We start from the raw sequence: 20,169 nt of genomic DNA on the forward strand, positions 1-20,169 counted from the left end.
TAGAGGTCACATCTTCACCGCGCCCGCACCCAGGTCAACTCGCCAATACCGTTGCATAGTCAGGAACAGCACGACGAGGGGGACGATCGACAGAAACGCGCCCGTGACGACCGACGTGTACATGGCCGGTTGGGTGGCGCCCTGGTTGAGCAGGCCGCTGAGCCCCACCGTGACCGGGAAGAGCTTGTCGTCGCCGAGCATGATGAACGGCAGCATGTAGTTGTTCCAGATGGCCACGAAGGTGAACAGGAAGACCGTCACCAGCCCGCCGCGCATCATCGGCAGCGCGACCCGGAAGAACGCCCGTCCGTCGCCGGCGCCGTCCATCCGGGCCGCCTCCAGCACCTCGCCGGGCACGGTGGCGGCGGCGAAGATCCGGCACAGATAGATCCCGTACGGGGAAATGAAACTCGGCAGAAGCACGGACCAGTACGTGTTGGTCAGGCCCACCTTGGCCAGCAGCAGGTACTGCGGCACGGCCAGGATCACGCCGGGCACGAGCACGCCCGCCAGCACCAGGTTGAACACCGTCCGCTTGCCTCGGAACTCGTACTTGGCCAGGGCGAACCCGGCCATCGCGCTGACCAGCGTGGACACCGCCGCCCCGCCGCCCGCGAAGATCGCCGAGTTGACCATCCAGCGCCAGTAGAGGCCGTCGCGATAGCCGCTCAGGAACGCGATGTTGTCGAACAGGTGGGTGCTGGGCAGGAACGTGAACGTGTTGAAGAGCTCGCTCGCGCTCTTCGTGGAGGCGATCAGCACCCACAGCACGGGCAGCAGGCAGTACGCGGCCCCGAGCAGCAGGAGCACGGTGGCGGTGGGGCTGACCCGGCGCGGCTTGGGCTCCGCGGCCGGCGTCGCCCGCACAGCCGGCGGCGACATGAGCACGGCCATGATCAGTTCTCCTGACTGAAGGCCCGCGAGCCGACGAGCTTGAGGAACCCGTACGAGATGACGAAGGTGGCCACCGCGATCACGACCGACGTCGCGGCCGCGGAGTAGATGTCATTGCGCACGAACGCGTCCCGGTAGACCTTCATCAGCGGCGTCCAGGTGGTCGAGATGGTGTTGCTGAGCGGCCGCAGGGTCATCGGCTCGGCGAAGACCTGCAGCGTGGCGATGAGCGAGAACAGGAACGTCATGATCAGCGACGGGCCGACGATCGGGATCTTGATGCGCAGCGCGATCTGGATGTCGGAGGCGCCGTCGATGCGGGCCGCCTCGAACAGGTCGGTCGGGATGGCCCGCAGCGCGGTGTAGAGCACGATCATGTTGAATCCGGTGCCGCCCCACACGGCGATGTTGGCTACCGCGTAGAGCACCCAGCCCGAGCTCAGCGCGTCCGGTGCGGTGATGCCGACGCGGTCCAGCACGTCGACGATCGGGCTGACCCGGGGCAGGTAGAGAAAGCCCCACAGCAGCGAGGCGATGACGGCCGGCACGGCGTACGGGAGGAAGATCGCGGTCCGGGTGAACGTGCCCACCCGCGTGCGGCCGGCGTCCAGCAGCAGGGCCAGCACGAGCGCCAGGCCCAGCATGACCGGCACCACCACCAGCCCGTACGCCCCCACGCGGAGCACACTGGGCACGAACTCGGGGTCGGTCAGCGACCGGGTGTAGTTGCCGAGCCCGGCCCACACCTCGCTGCGGGCGCCCGCGCCCAGGCCAAGGCCGCTGACCTTGACCCGGCGCAGGCTCAGATAGCCGGCGTAGACGACGGGCGCCGCCAGGAACGCCGCGAACAGCACCAGCGCCGGGGCCAGGAACCCGTACGGCGCGCCTCGGGTTCTCATCCGGCGACGGTGAATCCGGCGTTCTTCAGGTCACCCACCGTGGCCTGCTGGATCGTGTCGAGCGCGGCGCCGAAGCCGGCCGCCTGCTTGCCCTCCGCGGCCTTGCCGAAGGCGTCGTTGTAGGAGCTGTAGGCCACATTGACGTTGGGACCGTACGTGAAGGGCTTGGTGATCTTTCCGGCCTCGGCGGCCAGCGTGTAGAAGTCGGGCTGATTGCTGAAGAACGCGGGTGGCTGGTTCAGCGCGACGCTGGTGGCGTCGGTGGCGGCCGGGTAGACGTTGGCCGTGCCGGCCAGGGCCTTGAGCGCCGCGGGGTCGGTGTTGAGCCACTTCACGAACTCGGCGGCCTGCGCCTTGTGCTTGCTCTGCGAGGTGACGCTGGTGGCCGAGCCGCCCCAGTTGCCGTTGGCGGGGGCCGCGGCGTCCCAGTTGGGCAGCAGCGCGGTCTTCCACTTGCCCTTGGTCGAGGCGGCATTGCCCTCCAGCACGCCCGGGCCCCACACCGCTCCGAGCCAGCCCACCTGGGTGCCGTCGTTCAGGGCGGCGTTCCACTCGGGCGTGTACATCGGCTTGTTGTCGATCACGCCCTCCTGCACCAGGCCACCCCAGTAGTCGGCGACCTTCTTGGTGGCCGGGTCGTTGATCGCGACCGTCCACGACTCGCCCTGCACGCCCCACCACGACGCGCCGGCCTGCTGCGAGAGACCGGCGAACCAGCCGGGGTCGTTGGAGGAGAAGGTGCCCAGATACTGCTTCGGATCGGCCTGGTGGATCTTGCGAGCGGCCGCCGCGTACTCGTCCCAGGTCTTCGGCACCGCCACGCCGGCCTTGTCGAACACGTCGGAGCGGTAGAAGAACATCATCGGGCCCGAGTCCTGCGGGACGCCGTAGAGGGCCTCGCCGCCGAGCGTGACCGAGTTCCAGGCCGACTCACCGAACTTGGCCTTGAGGTCGCCCGCCTCTTTGGCGATGTCGGCCACGGCGTCGGCCGCCACCAGCGTCGGGATCTTCTGATATTCGGCCTGCATGACGTCGGGCGCGCCGCTGCCCGCCTTGATCGCGGTGAGCAGCTTGGCCACGGCCGCGTCGCCGCCGTCCTGCTTGTTGACGGTCACCTGGATGTTCGGGTGCGTGGCGTTCCAGCCCTGAACGACCTTGTCCATGTTCGGCGCCCAGCTCCAATAGGTGAGCGCGACCTTCTCGTTGGGATCGGCGGCCGGGGCGTCGTCGGAGTCGTCGCCGGAGCTGCACGCGGTGGCCGTCAAAAGCAGCGCCGCGGCGAACACCGAAGCGAGTGTCTTCTTCATCGTTGCTCCTCGATCGATGGGGCCGCGGAGGCGCGCGGCGCAGTCACTGCCGGGGAGAGACGTGCGTCACCGAACAGGACCTGTGACCGGTTACAGTGATCCTCGCTTTCATGATTGTCAAGACCTTGCTTCTGGCCCGTTACAGCGCGGTATCGTGCGTGCTCGGCAGGCTGTGACCGGTTACAGGTTCTGGGGGACCCATGTTGTTCGTCGCGCACCACCCGTGGTCCGAGCCGCCGCTGCACCCTCGGATGAGCAACGACGAGGACGTGCGCCCGGGCGTCTCGCTGAACAGCCGGCACCTGTCGCTGGACGGCCGGCCGGTCGTGCCGGTCTCGGGCGAACTGCACTACAGCCGCGTGCCCCGGCACCGGTGGGCCGAGCGGCTGCGGCAGATGCGCGCGGGCGGGATCACCGTCGTCTCCAGCTACGTGTTCTGGCTGCACCACGTCGCGCGCCGCGGCGAACCGCGCTTCGACGGCAACCTCGACGTGGCCGCGTTCCTGGACGAGGTGCGGGCGGCCGGGCTGCACATGATGCTGCGGATCGGACCGTGGTGCCACGGCGAGAGCCGCAACGGCGGGTTCCCCGACTGGGTGCAGCGGTCGCCGGTCGCGCACCGCACCGACGACCCGGACTACCTGGAGCTGGTCGAGGAGTGGTTCGGCCAGCTAGCCGGGCAGGTAGGAGGGGCGGAGCTGCTCGGGATCCAGGTCGAGAACGAGCTCTACGACCAGCCCGGTCACCTCGTCACGCTCAAGCGGCTGGCCCGGGCGGCCGGGATGACGGCGCCGCTGTGGACGGCCACCGCGTGGGGCGGCGCCGACCTGCCCGAGGACGAGGTGCTGCCGCTCTACGGCGGTTACGGCGACGGATTCTGGGTCGACGCGGACGCGCCCTGGGACCCGACGTTCCGCGACCACTACTTCTACTCGCACGTCTGGGACGACCCGGGCATCGGTGCCGACCTGCGGCGCATGCACGAGGCCAAACTGAGCACCCCGCAACCCCGCACTCCGTCGCCGCTGTTCCCCCCGGCGACCTGCGAGCTGGGCGGGGGCATGGCGACCGCCTACCACCGCCGGCCCTGGCCGGACGCGCTCGACGTGGCCGCCATCGCACACGGCAAAATCGGCAACGGATCGGCCTGGCAGGGCTATTACATGTACGCCGGGGGCACCAATCCGCCCGGCGCTCAGGAATCGCACGCCACCGGCTATCCGAACGACATGCCCCCGCTCGGTTACGACTTCCACGCACCGATCGGGGAATCCGGTCTGCTCGCGGCCAGCCATCGCGAACTACGGCGGCAGCACGCCTTTCTGGCCGCGTTCGGGGCCCGGCTGGCGGACATGCCGTCAACCCTTCCCCCCGTACGGCCGGAGGGTGTCGACGACTCCTCGACAATGCGCTACGCGTTGCGCAGCGACGGCTCCGGCGGTTTCCTTTTCCTCACCTGGCACCAGCCGCACTTCCCGCTGCCCCCGTACGAAGGGGCGCAGTTCCGGGTGGAAATGGGGCGGCACGAAGTGACGGTTCCGGCCGCCCCGGTCGACATTCCGGCCGGCACGCTGGCCTGCTGGCCGCTGCGGTTGCCGGTCGGCGACGCGGTGCTGGACTGGGCCACCGCGTCGGCCCTGACCGTGCTGCCCGGCCCCACCCCGACGCTGGTGCTCGTCGCCGCCGAAGGTGTCGACGTCACGTATGCGGTCGACGGTGTCGTTTCCGCGGTCGAGCCCGGCCGTTCGCCGGTTCGGCTCGGCGCCTTCGACCTGCTGGTACTGCCGCCGTCCGCGCCCGTCTGGGTCGACGAGGACGGGCCGCGGCGCCGGCTGCTGCTTTCCGGCGACGAATTGCGGTGGGGCCCCGACGGCCTGATCGAAGTGGTCGCGATCGAACCGCCCTCGGTGCACGTTTACGACCCGGGCGCGGGTGCCTTCGCGCCGCTCCCGCTCGACGGCGACCGATCCGGGTTCACGGCCGCGGTGACCCCCGAGCCCGTACGGCCGGCGGCCGCAACCGTTCCGGTGGCGTACGGGAAATACGACGGCCGGCAATCCGCGCCCGCGCCGGAAACGTTCGACGAAATGGCCGCGGTGCACCGGCTGACCATTCCGCCGATCCCCTCGGGCGTGGACGCGTTCCTGCGTATCGACTGGGCGGGCGACGTCGGGCAGCTGCGTGTCGACGGGCGCCCCGTCACCGACCGCTTCTGGGACGGCTCGGCCTGGACGGTGAACCTGCGCGACACGGGCTGGCTCCCCGGTGCCGACCTGACCCTGCACCTGCTGCCGCTCGCGGCCGGCTCGACCGTGTCGCTGCCCCCCGGCGCCCGCGAGCGGCTGCTCGCCGCGGACGGGCAGCAGCTACTGGCCCTCGACGGCGTACGGGTGCTGGGCCGGGCGACGTGGCGCGAGATCGTTTAGCGGCCCCGGGCTGTCGCGGCGCAGCACCTGCAGCAGCTCCTCGTACGGGCCGATCAGGAAAGCCCGGTCGCCCGCGCCGAACCGGGTGTCGCGGCGCGGCGGGTGCTCCAGAGTGCCGTCACCCTCGGCTCGGCTGATCGCGACCACCCGCGTACGGGAGGAAAGGTCCTGCATGGCCAACCCGTCCAGCCCGCCCCCACGCGCGACCGTCAACCGGCCCACCAGCATGAGCTGCGAACTGACGTAGAACGTGGCGATCACGTCGAGACCGAGCGCGGCCCCCACGAACCAGGGCGCGGCCAAGGCGGCCGTCGAACGGGCCAGGCCCAAGCCGAAATGGCGCTCCACGGTGGCGGCCAGGCTGCGGTCGAACAGGCGCAGCACCACCGGCACGTCCACGCTCTCGCCCAGCTGGTCGCGGATGGCCAGGCCGGTCTCCAAGTTGACCAGGTCGTCGCTGGTCAGCACAGCGACGGCGCGGGCCTCGGCCACCTGCACGCGGTCAAGGGTGCGGGGCAGGGTGGCGTCGGCGAAAATCACCGGGATCCCGCGGTCGCGCACCTGATCGGCGTACCGGTTGTGCTCGTCGTGCTCGATGACGACCACGTCCAGACCCGCGTCGGCCAGGCGTTCCACCACCCGCACGCCCACCGAGCCGAGCCCGGCCACCACGACGTGCCCCGTCAACTGGGTCAGCCGGCGCCGGCCCAGCGCCTCCTGCAGACGGATCGAGACCAGCGTGTTCGTCAACAGGGCGTAGAACGACGTGGCCAGCAGAACACCCAAGATCATCAGGGCGATCGCGAAACCCCGCAACCACGACGGCTGCTCCCGGAAGTAGAAATCACCGAACCCCACGGTCGCGATCGTCTCCACAGCGAAATACGCCGCGTCGAGAACTGTCATGCGGGTGCCGTCCGGTTCCCGGTAACCCAGCCGGAGCACCACCATCGCCGAGACCAGCAGCAGAAACAAGGCCAGCAAGGTGTACGCCAGGCGGCGGTCGACGGCGGCCAGCACGGTCTGCACGAGGTGCAGCTTGCCGCTGGGCTTCCGCGCCACAACCGGTGCGGTGTCACTGCTCAAACCGGCCGCCGCCAGCTCGGCCGGAGTGCCCAGCAGCGTCACCACATCACCCGGGCTCACCTCGTGGTCGCGGCCCGGGCACACCACCATGCCGTCGCGCCCCGTCACGGCCAGCGGAGCCAAAGCGCCGTACCACGACCGCAGCGGACCGTGCCCGTCCGCGGTCGTCTGCACCGCGACGAACCGGGTGCCGTCCAGATCCAGCTCATGCGTGCCGCTGCGCAGACACGCCTCCACGAGCGACGGCGCCGACAACCCGGCCACGTCGAGCACCGACACCGACAACGCCGACAAGGCCCGCCCCACCGCGGCATTCCGCAGCTGCACGACCACCCGGATGTCCGGCCGGTTCTCCCGCGTCAACAGAGCGGCCTCGATGGTGTGCAGATCATCGGCCAGCACACAGATGACGGCGGCCGCGCCCGGCAGCCCCGCCTCACCCAACGTCTCGATCAGCCGCGGGCTGCCCACCACAACCGGGACACCCCACCCCCGCACCACCCGAACCAGCCGCGGATCGGCGTCGTCCTCCACGACCACCACGGCCACGCCGGCCAGGTGGAGCTGCTCGACTGTGCGCAGGCCCACGTCGTCGAGCCCGCAGACGATGATGTGACCCCGCCAGCCCGCACAACTGCCGTCCATCCGAGCAGGCTAACCGGGGCACGGCCGGCTCGCCGCCGCTTCGAGCCGCTGGGTTGCCGCCGCTCCGGCCCCCTCGTTGCCGACCCGACCCACTGGGGGTGTCTGCTCGGCCGGCTCGCGTCGGTCGGCCGGTCCAAGCCGCACACGGCGTGACCGTATTTGCTCGCCCGTCCGCTCTTCGCTCGCCGGCCGTGATGCTTGCTGGGCCGCGCAGCTTGTGGGGCCGCGTTGCTTGCTGGGCCACGTTGCTTGCCCGGCTGGTCTGGCGTGCTCGGCTTGCTTGTCCGTGTTCGCCCGGCTGGTCTGGCGTGCTCGGCTTGCTTGTCCGTGTTCGCCCGGCTGGTCTGGCGTGCTCGGCTTGCTTGTCCGTGTTCGCCCGGCTGGTCTGGCGTGCTCGGCTTGCTTGTCCGTGCTTGCCCGGCTGGTCTGGCGTGCTCGGCTTGCTTGTCCGTGCTTGCCCGGCTGGTCTGGCGTGCTCGGCTCGCTTGTCCGTGTTCGCCCGGCTCGTCGTCGCTTCGGCCGGCCGGCCGTCGGCCAGGTCGGCTGGTCGTCGGTTCTGCAGCCGAGCGTCGGCGGGAGCCCTCGCCGGCGCCCGGCCTCTGCAATCTGCCACCACGCATACATGATGGTCAATAAGCTGCCTGTGCAGGTTTGTTGCAGCCCAAGTTATCCACAATCCGGCTTCGTCCACAGGCCGGCCGCCGCTCGCCCGCGAAGATCGGCTCCGCTCTCTAGAATGGCCGAGGGCGGGGGTCCCCCGGTAGGGCGGGCCCCTGTGGAGATCACGTTACGCATACTGGGCCGATCGGCATTGACAGGCTTACGGGTGTGGCTGTTCCGACGTGCTGGGCGTGGCTTCGCGTTCCCGATCCTTGTTCCGGCTCTGGCCGCAGGTAGGGCAGCAGCGTTCGTCGTTGCGGCCGTGCCGCGCCCCCGCGTCGTCCGCCCGCTCGTCCCGCTCCGCCCTGTCCCGGCTCGGCTCGCCCTGGTTCCGCAGGCCCCGGTTCTGCTCCCCCTGGTTCCGCAGGCCCTGGTTGTGCTCGCCCTCGTTCCGAGAGCCCCGGTTCCGCCCGCCCCCGTTCCGCTCGTTCCGCTTCTGTTCGTACATGGCGACGTCCGCCCGGTGCAGCAGCTCATCCACGTCCAGGCTGCCCGGTGCACTGACCGCGACCCCGATGCTGGCCGAGGCGGTCACCGGCCGGTCCCCGATGACGAACGGCCCGGCGATCGCCGCACTGATCCGGCCGGCCACCGCCGCAGCGCCCGCCCGGTCGGTGACTGAGCGCACGAGCACCGCGAATTCGTCCCCGCCGAGCCGTCCGACCACGTCGTCCGGGCGTACGGAGGAACGCATCGCGTCGGCCACGGCGACCAGCAAATCGTCGCCCGCCTGGTGGCCGAGGGTGTCGTTGACCTGTTTGAAGCCGTTGAGGTCGATCAGCAGCACGGCGGTGCGGGCGTTGCGGCGCAGCGAACGGGCCAGTTCGTCGTGCAGCCGGGCCCGGTTGGCCAGGCCGGTGAGCACGTCGGTCTCGGCCGCCTCGGTGATCTCGGACTGCACGAGCACCTGCCGCAGCACGACCAGCCCGGTGATGGCCATGCTGCCCAGCACCAGACCCGGCCAGGGGAACGCGCTGCCTTCACGCACGGCCGCGATCGCCATCAGCAGATACCCGACCCCGATTCCCCCGTACGGGATCTTGGCGGCGGCGCCCCGTTGGCGGGTGTCACGGTTCTCGGCGGGGTGGGCCACTTGCCGCCACAGCTCGATCGCGCCGCAGGCCAGCAGGAAATGCGTAGTGAGCCAGCACAGGAACGAGAACGTCGAGCGTTCCACCACGGCGGTGTGCGCCTGCGCGTACCCGATGTACGAGTCGCCGATGAGCAGTGCGAACACCGCCCCGCCGAGCATGGTGAACGTGCGGCGGGAGATGTGCCGGGTGCCACGTATCAGCACCCGGGCCAGTCCGAACAGCGCGAGCAGATCGACCACGGGATAACAGGCCGCGGCCAGTACGATCGGCCACGACCGGCTGCCGAGCAGCGCCGGGCCGATCACCAGGTACCACAGCACCATCGACGCGCCGACGGCCACCGTGCCCGCGTCGAGCAGCGTCTTCCAACGTTCGCGGGTGGTCATCCGGCGTACCGGCACCGTCATCAGCGCCACGAACAGGATGACTGTGACGAGCAGGTGCACGGCGTCGCCGACCTGCGGGAAAGCTTTGGTGCCGGTGATCAGGAAGATCAGCGTGACGGTGGCGGTGAGCGCGAGGACGGCCGTGAGGACCTGGGCGAACCGGCGGATGGCGGGGTCGAGCCCGGGGTGGCGGCAGGCGCGGATCCCGTACGGGACCATGACCAGGTCGAACCAGAGCATCGCGGGCCCGGCGATTTTCTCGGCGGGTGCGAGGCCGGTGGCCGCCCCGCCCAGGACGAGCGCCACCGTCACGGCGTAGACCGTGTACTGCGCCGGCAGCATTGTGCTCTTGGCCAACGGGATCCTCCCCTCACCTGTTCGTCGGTTCCGTACGGGAACTGACCGGTTGTGGGAGATGGCTGCCGTCGGACTTGTGGCCGTTCGGACGGTGACGAGCGGGCGAGGCTCCGGCTGGTGATCGTGCTGGAGCCCCGCCCGGCAGCCGCCTAGATGCCGTTGCTGATGTCGATCATGTGCTGGCGCGGGACCACCTTGACCCGCTTGCGGCCGTGCGGGGCGCCGAGACCGATCTCGTGCTCGTCCAGGCGCTTCCAGCCGTCCCAGGTCGTGTAGCCGACGCCCCGGCGGTCCAGGTAGGGGAGCACGTCGTCGCGGGTCGCCGCGGGCAGGTTCGCGACGTCCTCCAGGAGGCTGGCTACGGTCTCGCTGGCGTCCTTCTTGGTGTGCCCGATCAGGCCGACCGGGCCGCGCTTGATCCAGCCGGTGGCGTACAGGCCCGGGACGCGGTTGCCGTCGAGGTCGAGCACGCGGCCCGCGTCGTGCGGGATCGTGCCGGTGGCGTGGTCGAACGGCAGGTCGGCGATCGGCTTGCTGAGGTAGCCGATGGCGCGGTACACCGCCTGCACGTCCCAGTCGGTGAACTCGCCGGTGCCGCGGACGTTGCCGTCGCCGGTCAGCTCCTGCGTCTCGGTGCGCAGCGCCGTCACGCCGGTCTCGGGGGAGCCGACGATCTCGGCCGGGGCCTGCAGGAAGTGCAGGTGCAGCCGGCGCGGCCGGTCCCGCGGGTCGCGGGCGCACCAGTTCTGCAGCACGTCGACGCACATCTTGAGCGAACGCTTGGCCCGGATCGCGGCCAGGCTGCCCTCGTCGAACTCCATGCCTTCCGGGTGCACGATCACCTCGACGTTGGGCGACTCGTCGAGTTCGCGCAGCTCCATCGGGGTGAACTTGACCTGGCCGGGGCCGCGCCGCGAGAACAGGTGGACGTCGGTCACGGGGCTGGCCAGCAGTCCCTGGTACACGTTTTCGGGGATTTCGGTCTCGAGCAGTTCGTCGGCCGTCTTGGCCAGCACCCGGGCCACGTCGACGGCGACGTTGCCGGCCCCGATCACGGCCACCTTGGTCGCGGTCAACGGCCATTCCCGCGGTACGTCCGGGTGGCCGTCGTACCAGGAGACGAAGTCGGCACCGCCGAAACTGCCCGGCAGGTCGATCCCGGGGATGTCCAGCTCGCGGTCCTTGTCGGCCCCGGTCGCGATGATCGTGGCGTCGTAGAACTGCTCGAGTTCCTCCGGCTTGACGTCCACGCCGTAGTCGATGTTGCCGATGAACCGGATCCGCGGGCTCTCCAGCACGTTGTGCAAAGCCACGATGATCTCTTTGATCCGCGGGTGGTCCGGCGCCACGCCGTATCGGATCAACCCGTACGGGGTGGGCAGCCGGTCGAGGATGTCGACCGTGGCGTTCGGGGCGGCCTTGGTGAGAATGTCGGCCGCGTAGATGCCGGCCGGACCGGCGCCCACGACGGCAACCCTGAGAGGGCGATCCATGTATGCGTTTCCTTAGCTCTTCGTCACCAGCGGACGGGACGTCGTTGCCCCGAAAACTTAGGCGAGCCTAACCTAGAACCTCAACCTAACTTCAGGTCAACACAAGATCCAATGACACGCGTCACGTTTTGTGGCCGGCGCGCCGTATCGTGCAGTTCGTGAGCGCCGCCGTCCCCGCCCCCAGTGACTCCCGGGCAGTGCTGGTCGGGGTCGACGCGTACGAGGGAGGTCCAGCCTGGTCCCTCGCCGGTCCGGTCGACGACGCCGTACGCTTCGCCGAGTTCTTCGTCACACACGGAGTCCCGGCCGAGCAGGTCACGGTGCTGGCGTCACCCATGCCCGCGCCCGACGTGCTGCCCGCCGGCGTCGACTGCCGGCCCGCCGACAGTTCGACGGTGCGCCAGGTCTTCATTCGTGAGTTGTCCACCAGCCCGCAAAGCACCCTGTACGTCCTCTGGGGTGGCCACGGCTACGTCGACCTCGACCGCCGTCGCCGCGTCTTCTATCCCGACGCCACCGAACAGGATCCCGTCGACCTGGACCTCGACTCGCTGCTGCGCCGCTTCGGCACCGACCGGGTGCCGGGCCTGAACCGGCAGGTGTGGCTGATCGACGTCTGCCAGGTGCACGGCCCGGGCACCTCGGCCCGCGTCGACGGCCACGAAACCTTCGCCGCCGGCGAACCCGTTCCCGGCCGTGCCCAAGACGTCTACCTCGCGGCCGGTTTCGGCCAGCCCGCCGCCAACCTGAGCCGCCGCCGCGCCGGCCTGTTCAGCCGCGAGGTACTGAGCCTGCTCACCGAGCACGGCCTTGCCCTGCTGGCCGACCCGCCGGCCCTGACCGGCGCCCTGCAGGCCCGCTTCGCGGCGATGCGCGCCACCGGCTCACTCCGGCAGACCCCCACCTACCTGTGGTTCCGCGACGCGCTGGGCAACGAGGGGCAGGTGTTGCGCCGCGCGGCGGCGGTGCCGGCCCCGTCGCCGGCGCACGTCGCACCGGCCCGGCTGAAGCCCGTGGTGGACGCCTTGACCGAGATCGAGGAGTTCCGCCGCCCCAACGACCGCGAGGAGATCCTGATGCTCCTGCGGGGCTCGGTCTACGGTCAGATTCGGCGCAACCCGGCTGCCCGCCCCGACGCGGCCGCGATTGTGCGCACGTGCCTGAACTGGCCGGGCGCCCTGTCCGAACTGGTCGAGGCGGTGCGCTTCTTCGCCGGGGACGAGGCGACGGCCCGTTTCGAGGCGGCCGCGAATCGGCTCCAGCAATAGACGAAATGCTATGTGATTCCGGGTTGCTCCGTGTAACGCTTCCGTTGCGCTGAGGGGTAGGCGATGATGGCTATCGACATCTCTGTCCTGGAGGCAACCGCGGATGGATGAAAACTCGGCCGGAATCGAGTCCGAGCTGATCGATCTCTCGACGGAGAACGTGGCGACCCTGCGCTCCGCCGAACTCTCCGGCATCGCCGCCGCCATCACGCGGGTGAGGGAGCGGATCGGCGACTCGGAAAGCAGCATCAGCGGCTACAACCCGTCGTTCACGGATCAGCCGGGCAAGCCGAGCCCGGACGCGGAAGACGCCTGCCCTTGACCGGGGTTGACGGGGGACGTAAACACCACATCGACCTGGAACAGTTCCGGATTCTGGCCGGCGGAGGCGGCGATGAGCGCGCCGTCGGGCCGCTGTCGGCGACCGAGCGCAGTTGGCGTCTGACTGCCTTGCTCACGCTCCTGGAGTCGTGCCGGGCCGTGGCCGCGGTGACGGGGCCGCTCGCCCCGATCGATTCGGTATGGGATCTCCTCCTTCAGGCCTACCGGGCCGAGCCCGCGGCGGTCGAGGACGTGTTGGCTCAGCCACAGGTCGGACTGTGGGCCGCGTACACCGTCCGCCGGATGGGGGCCCGGGCGCCTGAGGTCATGTGGCCGGAAATCGGTTACCTGCACGGCATCGTAGCGGCATGCGCGTTCCGGGCCGGGGTGCCGTACGAACTGAATCTTCCCGTGCGCTTCGGCGTCGCTGTCCTGCCCACCGTGGGCACCGCCGACTTCCCGGACGGCACGACGCAGACCCAGGCGGTCTTCGACGGCTGCGTACTGACCCTCAGCGCGGGGCCGGTAGTCGTCACGGCCGGACCGGAAGATCCACGTTGGCACGAGCCGATACAGCTCGAGGTCGAGGCCGGGGGTCAGAGCATCCGAGTGACCCTGCTGGACCGGGACACCTTTCGTGATCTCCGAAAACCTGAACCGCCCTTGCCGCTCTCTGTGTCTGACGTCGACCGCTGGCGCGAGCTGCTCGGTGAGGCGTGGAAGATACTGGTCCGAGAGCTGCCGGAGCGAGCAGCGGGGATAGCGTCGAGTCTGCGCACGCTGACGCCGGTGCCCCGGCAGCAGCCGTACCGACCGCAGTCCGCCACAGCCGCCGAGGCGTACGGCGGAATCCTGCTGTCCGAGCCGGACGATGCCACCCAGCTCGCGATGACCCTTGTTCATGAGGGACAGCACCTGAAGCTGGGTGCTCTCCTGCACATGTTCACCCTGCTCGAGCGTGGACCGGCGGTTCGCTATTACGCGCCCTGGCGCGACGATCCTCGCCCGCTCGAGGGCTTGTTACAGGGGGTGTACGCCTTCGCCGGCATCGCGGACTTCTGGCGGGTCCACCGCCGGCACGCCGTCGCCGCGGAGAAGCTGCTGGCCGAGTTCGAGTTCGCATTGTGGCGGCGCCAGGCGTACGGAGCGGTCCAAGTGCTGTCCGGCAGTGGCCGGCTGACCGAGATCGGCCAGATGTTCGTCACCCTGCTGCACGACCGGTTGGCGTCCTGGCAGGACGACCCCGTGTCGCCCCGCACAGCAGAACTGGCCGAGGACATGGCGCTCGATCATCATGCCCTCTGGCGGACGTACTGCATGCAAGTGGACAAGTCGCTCGGTGAAGCTTTGGCCGCAGCTTACCGGAGCGGCGACCCGATTCCGGCCTCCATGCTGTCGGACGACGACCGGCGGGTGATGCCGTTTCCGGCGGAAGGCCTGCTCGACGGCCGGGCAGTGTTGGTCCGGCACGCGCTCGCGGGGACGGATCCGGCCGCCGTGCATGCCGCCAGGGGCAATCCGTCCGATGTCGAGTTGGTCGCCGGCCGCACCGAGTCGGCCCGCGAGTGCTACTTGCGTGATGTGGAACGGAACGCCGGAGACTCGCGTGCTTGGGTGGGCCTGGGACTGACCCTGGACCGGAAATCTGATCCAGGGGCGTGGGCGCTCCTCGGTCGCCCGGAACTGGTGATGGCCATGGCCACGGCCGGTGGCCGGGCGGATCCGCTGGCGGCGGCCCGCTGGCTCGGCCACCAATTGGGCGGTGAACAGTTGGGTGCGCCCCGGCCGGCGGGTTGGCGTCTGGCCTGACCCGCCGACCGGGTGCACCGATCCGTTACAACGGCAGCGGGTCGATGTCGCAGTTGGCTCGGACGCCGGCCGCGGCCGCGGCGGTGGCCGGGTGGTCCTCGCCCAGGCCGGCCCGGAACTTTTCGATCATCTCGGAGAAGAGGCTGCTCGCCTCGGAGTCGCGGCCCAGCCCGCGAAGGTCCATAGCCAGGTTGACGCCACACGCCAGCGTCGTGGGATGCCCCACGCCGAGAAGGTCGACGCACTGGGCGAAGCTCTCCGTGTCGAGCTTTTGCGCGCCCTCGAAGTCCCCCAGTTCGTAGAGGTCGCTGGCCAGATTGATGCGAGCCGAGATCACCAGGGCGTGCGAGTTCGTCAGGCGTTCCTTGAGTTCTTGCAGTGCCTGCTCGTCGAGGGCCCGGGCGGCGTCGTACTGGCCGAGCAAGCGCAACGTCACGGCCAGGTCCGACTTGGCGCCGGCAGTATGGGGATGGGTCTCGCCGTACAACTCGCGCAGGCCCGCGACGGCAGCTTCGCCCGCTTCCCGCGCGGCGGCCAGGTCGCCGGTCACCCGCTGGTCGATGGAGACGGTGAGCAGTGCGAGCACCGTTTCCGGGCTGTTGTCCCCGTACCGGCTGCGGTAGCGACGGAGAACCTCGCTGGACAACTCCAGGGCCGCCGTCAACTGGCCCGCCTTGCGCCGGAAGCTGGCCAGGAAGTGGCTCTGGCGAAGCACATCCGGATGGTCCTCGAACTTGAGCACCCGCCGGGCGTCGGCGACCACAGTCTCCTGGTTGCGGTGCGCGGCGACGTAGTCGCCGAGTTCTCGCCGGTCGAGGTTGATGCCCCCGGCCGTGGGAATGCTCTCCGAGTGGTCGGTTCCGTAGATCTGAACGAGCCGGGCGTACGTGTTCTCGTCCAGTTGCAGCGCCCGGCCGAAAAGGCCGGACAGCCGCATGCTGACCGCGAGGTTGTGCGCGGCTCGCAGAGTGAACGGCCAGCTCTCGCCGAACTTCGCGTTCGAGCGCTCATACACTGTCAGCGACAGTTCGAGAGCACCGGCGAAGTCACCCGCGACGCGGTGATCGGCGGCGACCGCACCGATCACGTTGAGCGTTTCCTCTTGATCGTCGCCCAGATTCTGCCGGTAGAGCTCCAGCGTCCTCGCGTTCAGGGCGGCGGCCTCGGCATAGCTGCCGTTGACGAAGTGCATCGACCCCAGCCAGTGCGCCATCCGCAGGCTGTCCGGATGCGTCTCGTCCCCCATTTCGATCAGGGCGTCGTACGCGCGCTGGGCCAGGTTGCGGGCCTCTGCGTGGTCGCCCCACCGCCACAGGTACCGGGACTCGTTCAAGATGGTGTCGCGAACCAGCTCATCCCGGCAACGTTCCGCACGAGAGGCGATGATGTGCGGGTAGAGCTCCGCGTAACGTCCCCAGTGCAGGGAGTCGTCCGGCTGGTCCGGGTCGTTGCCGGCCAGCAGCACGTGCGCACCGTGGCGCATGGCCTCCCGGGTTTCCGGGTCCATCTGGTGGATCAGGACCCTTTGCACCAGGCGGTGCATCTGTAAGGAGTTGGTGCGGTAGTCGATACGGGCCAGAGCCAGCTTGCCGATCGTGCCGATGGCCTGGTTGAGACCCGCGGTGTTCCGCATCAAGGGGTCAAGATCAGGGTGGATGCGCAGGCTCCGGGGCTTGGACAGCAGAACTTTGCCGATCGGCTCGGGCGCGAAGAACGCACACAGCTGAAGCAGCCGGAGCGTCGACGGTTCCAGATCACGCAGACCACTGAGCGAGATGTTCCATACCGCGGCGACGTGTTCCGGATAGTCCTGCTCGCTGACCGCGGCGTCCTCGTCGAGCTCGGGCTGGCTGCGCTCCAGCTGCGAGAGGTACTCGTCGGCCGTCATCTTCATCTCGCTGCGCCAGGCCGCGGCGGCCTCGATCGCCAGGGGCAGGTCACCCAGCCGCTCGGCCAGGCGGTCGGCGTCGCTGATGGCGAGTCGCGGGTCGCGGCGCCGCATCAGCTCGATGCTTTCCTGCCGGTCGAAGACGTCCACCGCCAGGGTGTTGGCGATGCCGCCCCAACTGGCGTTGCGGGACGTGACGACGATGCTGCCCGGACCTCCCTTGGGGAAGAACCGCTCGACGTCCTCCGGGTCCTCCGCGTTGTCGAAGACCAGCAGCCAGTTGAGGAACGGGCGGCCGACGCGCAGCGCCTCGAGCACGGCCGGCACTGCGGTGTTGGCCGTCGACTGCACCGGCAGGTTCAGCCGCCCGGCCAGCTCGGTCAGCGAGTTCTGAATCTGGGCCGGCCGTTCGGCGGGGATCCACCAGATCAGATCGAAGTCCTGCTGATGGAGGTAGACGTATTCGATGACCAGCTGTGACTTGCCCACGCCGCCCGCACCGTGCAGGGCCTCGGGCAGAACCGCGGTGGTGCCTGCGCGGAGCCGCTGATGCAACGCGTCGAGGAGGTCACGTCGGCCCGTGAACGTCGGGTTGCGCATGGGCAGGTTACCGACGACGGCCGGCAGGCGGATGTCGCGCCGCTGTGTCGTCCGCGACCCGTCGGTGATCGTGGGCACGGTGCTGTCCTCCCGCTCATGTCCGTAACTCTGCCCTGCGGTGCCGATCGGGTTCGGCGAACCCTGAGAGGGAATTGTCTCAGACATTACGGACTCCATGCGCGAAGAGGGCAAAACGAGGGGGGTCCGGCGCGCCTGCATGGGGACAGGGCTGCCGATTTTGCGGCTCAACTGCTGTGCGGCGTTCAGATTTGGCCCGCCGAGCGCGACATGGACGGCGAGCTCGACCTTGAGATAGGGCAGGGCGGCGTGGTTGACCGTCTGATAAGCGGCTCGGCGCGGCTCCCGGACCCGCAAGGTCAAATTGCGGACCGCCTCGACGTCGCGCTCGAGCTCATGCTCGACGACGTGCTGCACCTCGATCGTGCGGTCGCGATAAGCGAGCGAGAGCAACTGCTCCCGTACGCCGTACACGAACTCGTACACGATGTCCGTGTCGCTGTCGCGTCGTCCGTGCTTCGGCGGAAGCAGAAGATTGCTCGTCAGCACCTCGGTCAGATGAACCGGCCCGGATCGGAGCGCCGTGCGTTGCAAGGCCCGCATGGCGCGGACGTTCAGCGGGGCCGCGGCAAGCCGGGTCGCCAACGCGAATGCCTGGGGGGAAGCAGTCGTGCGGAACCGGGCCACCAGCATCGCGGCGCTCAGCGGCCGGCCGGCCGGACGAGTGTCGCCATCGGATGACAGCAGCAGCGCGGGCGTGGTGACGGGACTGCGAGCCGACCGATCGAGAAGCCGGGCCCATTGGGTGAGCCACTCCCGGCCACGCTCCAGGATCGGCACGGCCGTCCGCGTCGAGTCCCGCTGCTTCTCCTCGGCGGAGCGCAGGTCGAGGCCGGAGACGTGCCACGGCGTCGCGGCGGTCGGCCCCGGAGGATCGCCCGGCGTCCAGGTGGCATCGGTGATCCGCAAGTCACGGTCTCGCCAATGCTGTTGCGGAAGGAGATTGACGATGGCTGTCAGGCCGTCGTGCGCCCAGCCGATGATCAGTTGCCGGAGCGGTGGCAGCAGGCGGCCCGGAGTCACCAGGAAAATCGCCCGCGGTGGCGAACCGGGCGCGGAGAGGTCCTCAGAACCGTCGGGCGTGGCCAGACGGCCGCCGGGAGTGAAGGCCAGCGATCGTTTCTCGACTGAGGAGAAGACATTCAGATCCCGTACGGACTGCTCGAGCTCGTCGATCTCGGTGGACCAGAACTCCAGGGCGGGATCGTCGTCGAGCACAACGAACGCCGCGGGCCGGATCGGCGAGGACGCCGGTTGGCCGGGCGCCGGCGGGGCAACCCCTGGGGGCGGTTCGTCCATCATGAAGGAATCGCCGCCCGTGCGGATCGGGCCGACCGGAGACGTGCGGTCGTGCCGTCGCTGAGCACAAGGGATCCAGCGACGGTGCCGCGTGCCGCCCGGTGACCGTTCCCGCTCATGCGTGAACCTCTCGGTTGTCACTGCCGGCAGGTCCGGTGCGAGTCGGTTGCCGATCAGGATCGTCCCACAAGATCACTAACCTGTGGCCCATACGATCGGTCGACGCCGATGGGTCTTCGCGCCAAGCCCTCCGTCTTAACTCTGCGACACCTTCCGGCAATTGCGCTACTCCCTCCGGGGAGTCCAGGCACGCCTTCACCATCTCCGAGATGACCTCACACGGCTCCTCACGTTGTGATTCAAGGTCCTCATGCTGTGATCCGGTGTCCCGAAACCAGACAATTGCTGGCAAACCCTCCTGCAACCCTACCAAGAGCTGTTGTTCGCCTGCCGTGTTGGGCTGGGGTGGTTCACTCAAGACGAGAACGACCGCAGTTCCCTCTCGTTCAAGCTCCGCTTCCAGCTGTACGTCGGTCTCGTCGCCGGAGGCGCAATGGATCAGGCCTTCGAGGACGGTCGCTTCTCGCACGATTCGCCAACGCCCTCGCCAGCCGCGGTGCCACTCCTCGGCCCGGATGCGCTCAAGACTGCGGATGACCAGTGGATAGTGGATGGCCAGACGCCGGCTGCGGGTTCGAAGGTCCTTACTCCAGCGGTCGACGGGCTCGTTGAGCAGTGCACTGGGCAGAACGAACTCGATGGCCACCGGGCCGTCCCGGTCGGCCCAGCGACGTTCCGTCTCGAGCACCACCTGGTCGACGGCTGTCTCCAGCTCGTCGCGCCGCACCCGGCGATCTTCACCGCGAATCGGTTGCCAGGACGGCGAAGCCCACTGATACCAGTGGGACATGATGAAGATGTCGTCCTCGACGCCGTGCTTCTCGAACTGGATGACCAGATACGCGGTGCCGGCGCGAGCTGTCGTCACCGCCGGGGGTTCGGCAGCCGGCTCCACAGCGCCCCAAACGACAGAGAGGTTCTGGACGACGCCCCTCAGGCGGGCCTGGGCACTGATGTGAACCTTTGTGGTCAATCGCTCCAGGAACGGTAGCCAAGCCGGCCCGTCGGCCGCCGGGATCGCAGCGAGATGGGCGAAGAGATGCCAGGCGGTCTCGCAGTAGAGCGGCAGGGGCTCGTCCCGGCGCTCGGCCACGAAACTGCGAAGATCACCCGTCAGCGGCACGTTGTTCAAGTCGGGTCGCAGCTCGTGCAGGTCGTGCTCGGCGAACTGCTGCAGCACCTGCCATTCATCAGCCAGCCGGAGGATGGCGTGCACCCGTCTCGGGTCAGACTCCAGGAGGTCGAGGCATTCGGCGAGACTGCGCAGACCACCCGGACGGTCCACGCACGCGGTGGCCAGCAGGGCGAGTTGAGGACGGGGAAGGCCGACCTCGCGCAGCCCGAGCGCGGCGCCGAGGGCCAGATCCAACTCGTCCATCAGAGCCACCCGGGCGTTGGCGTCACGCACCACGGGCGAGGCCAGTAGGACGTTGGTGGCGTCCTTGACGATGCGCAGCCGGTCCGCGGCCAACTTCTGAGGAGTCTGCCGCATTTCGCTCGTGTCAACCATGAGCGCGGCTCGGGATCGTGGCGGCCGGT

The 20,169-nt window shown here is 69.2% G+C and carries 12 protein-coding genes; 4 read left to right on the plus strand and 8 right to left on the minus strand.

What is annotated here, in order from left to right; all coding sequences use genetic code 11:
- Positions 1-6: 6 nt before the first annotated feature.
- From BKA14_RS01550 to BKA14_RS01560, 3 genes are read right to left on the minus strand one after another with little or no spacing between them, the layout of a single operon-like run.
- The gene (locus BKA14_RS01550; protein ID WP_184949153.1) at positions 7-894 is read right to left on the minus strand and encodes a carbohydrate ABC transporter permease; all 888 of its coding nucleotides are present in this window, start codon (positions 892-894) and stop codon (positions 7-9) included.
- Positions 895-896: 2 nt separating this feature from the next.
- Complete coding sequence (locus BKA14_RS01555) at positions 897-1,793, minus strand: carbohydrate ABC transporter permease (RefSeq protein WP_184949154.1); 897 nt, start codon at positions 1,791-1,793, stop codon at positions 897-899.
- The gene (locus BKA14_RS01560) at positions 1,790-3,100 is read right to left on the minus strand and encodes an extracellular solute-binding protein (protein WP_184949155.1); all 1,311 of its coding nucleotides are present in this window, start codon (positions 3,098-3,100) and stop codon (positions 1,790-1,792) included. Before BKA14_RS01560 ends, BKA14_RS01555 begins: the two co-directional genes overlap by 4 nt.
- 251 nt (positions 3,101-3,351) lie before the next feature.
- On the opposite strand from BKA14_RS01560, the gene BKA14_RS01565 reads away from it, so the two are divergent.
- Complete coding sequence (locus BKA14_RS01565; protein WP_184949156.1) at positions 3,352-5,526, plus strand: beta-galactosidase; 2,175 nt, start codon at positions 3,352-3,354, stop codon at positions 5,524-5,526.
- Here the strand turns inward: BKA14_RS01565 and BKA14_RS01570 are convergent.
- From BKA14_RS01570 to BKA14_RS01580, 3 genes are all read right to left on the minus strand, one after another.
- Positions 5,467-7,257, minus strand: coding sequence for an NAD-binding protein (locus tag BKA14_RS01570; protein ID WP_184949157.1), 1,791 nt, complete (start codon positions 7,255-7,257; stop codon positions 5,467-5,469). The genes BKA14_RS01565 and BKA14_RS01570 overlap by 60 nt on opposite strands.
- 820 nt (positions 7,258-8,077) lie before the next feature.
- Entirely contained in the window at positions 8,078-9,754 is a 1,677-nt protein-coding gene (locus tag BKA14_RS01575) for a GGDEF domain-containing protein (protein WP_184949158.1), read from the minus strand.
- Between the two features lie 149 nt (positions 9,755-9,903).
- Positions 9,904-11,247, minus strand: a complete 1,344-nt coding sequence (locus BKA14_RS01580; protein ID WP_184949159.1) for an FAD-dependent oxidoreductase — start codon at positions 11,245-11,247, stop codon at positions 9,904-9,906.
- A 158-nt stretch (positions 11,248-11,405) separates the two neighbouring features.
- Between BKA14_RS01580 and BKA14_RS44860 the strand changes: the two genes are divergently transcribed.
- The 3 genes from BKA14_RS44860 to BKA14_RS01595 all read left to right on the plus strand — a co-directional run bounded on the left by BKA14_RS44860 (position 11,406) and on the right by BKA14_RS01595 (position 14,645).
- Entirely contained in the window at positions 11,406-12,515 is a 1,110-nt protein-coding gene (locus tag BKA14_RS44860; protein WP_184949160.1) for an effector-associated domain 2-containing protein, read from the plus strand.
- 103 nt (positions 12,516-12,618) lie between these two features.
- Positions 12,619-12,837, plus strand: a complete 219-nt coding sequence (locus BKA14_RS01590; RefSeq protein ID WP_184949161.1) for a hypothetical protein — start codon at positions 12,619-12,621, stop codon at positions 12,835-12,837.
- A complete protein-coding gene (locus BKA14_RS01595; protein WP_184949162.1) occupies positions 12,834-14,645 on the plus strand; it encodes an HEXXH motif domain-containing protein in 1,812 nt (603 codons plus the stop codon). The genes BKA14_RS01590 and BKA14_RS01595 overlap by 4 nt, the downstream gene beginning before the upstream one ends.
- 25 nt (positions 14,646-14,670) lie before the next feature.
- On the opposite strand, the gene fxsT is transcribed toward BKA14_RS01595, so the two are convergent.
- Positions 14,671-18,513: an FxSxx-COOH system tetratricopeptide repeat protein gene (fxsT, locus tag BKA14_RS01600; protein ID WP_184949163.1), complete on the minus strand. Its 3,843-nt coding sequence runs from the start codon at positions 18,511-18,513 to the stop codon at positions 14,671-14,673.
- A 112-nt stretch (positions 18,514-18,625) separates the two neighbouring features.
- A complete protein-coding gene (locus BKA14_RS01605) occupies positions 18,626-20,140 on the minus strand; it encodes a VMAP-C domain-containing protein (protein WP_184949164.1) in 1,515 nt (504 codons plus the stop codon).
- Positions 20,141-20,169 lie beyond the last annotated feature (29 nt).

It is taken from the genome of Paractinoplanes abujensis, assembly GCF_014204895.1.
GTDB lineage: Bacteria > Actinomycetota > Actinomycetes > Mycobacteriales > Micromonosporaceae > Actinoplanes > Actinoplanes abujensis.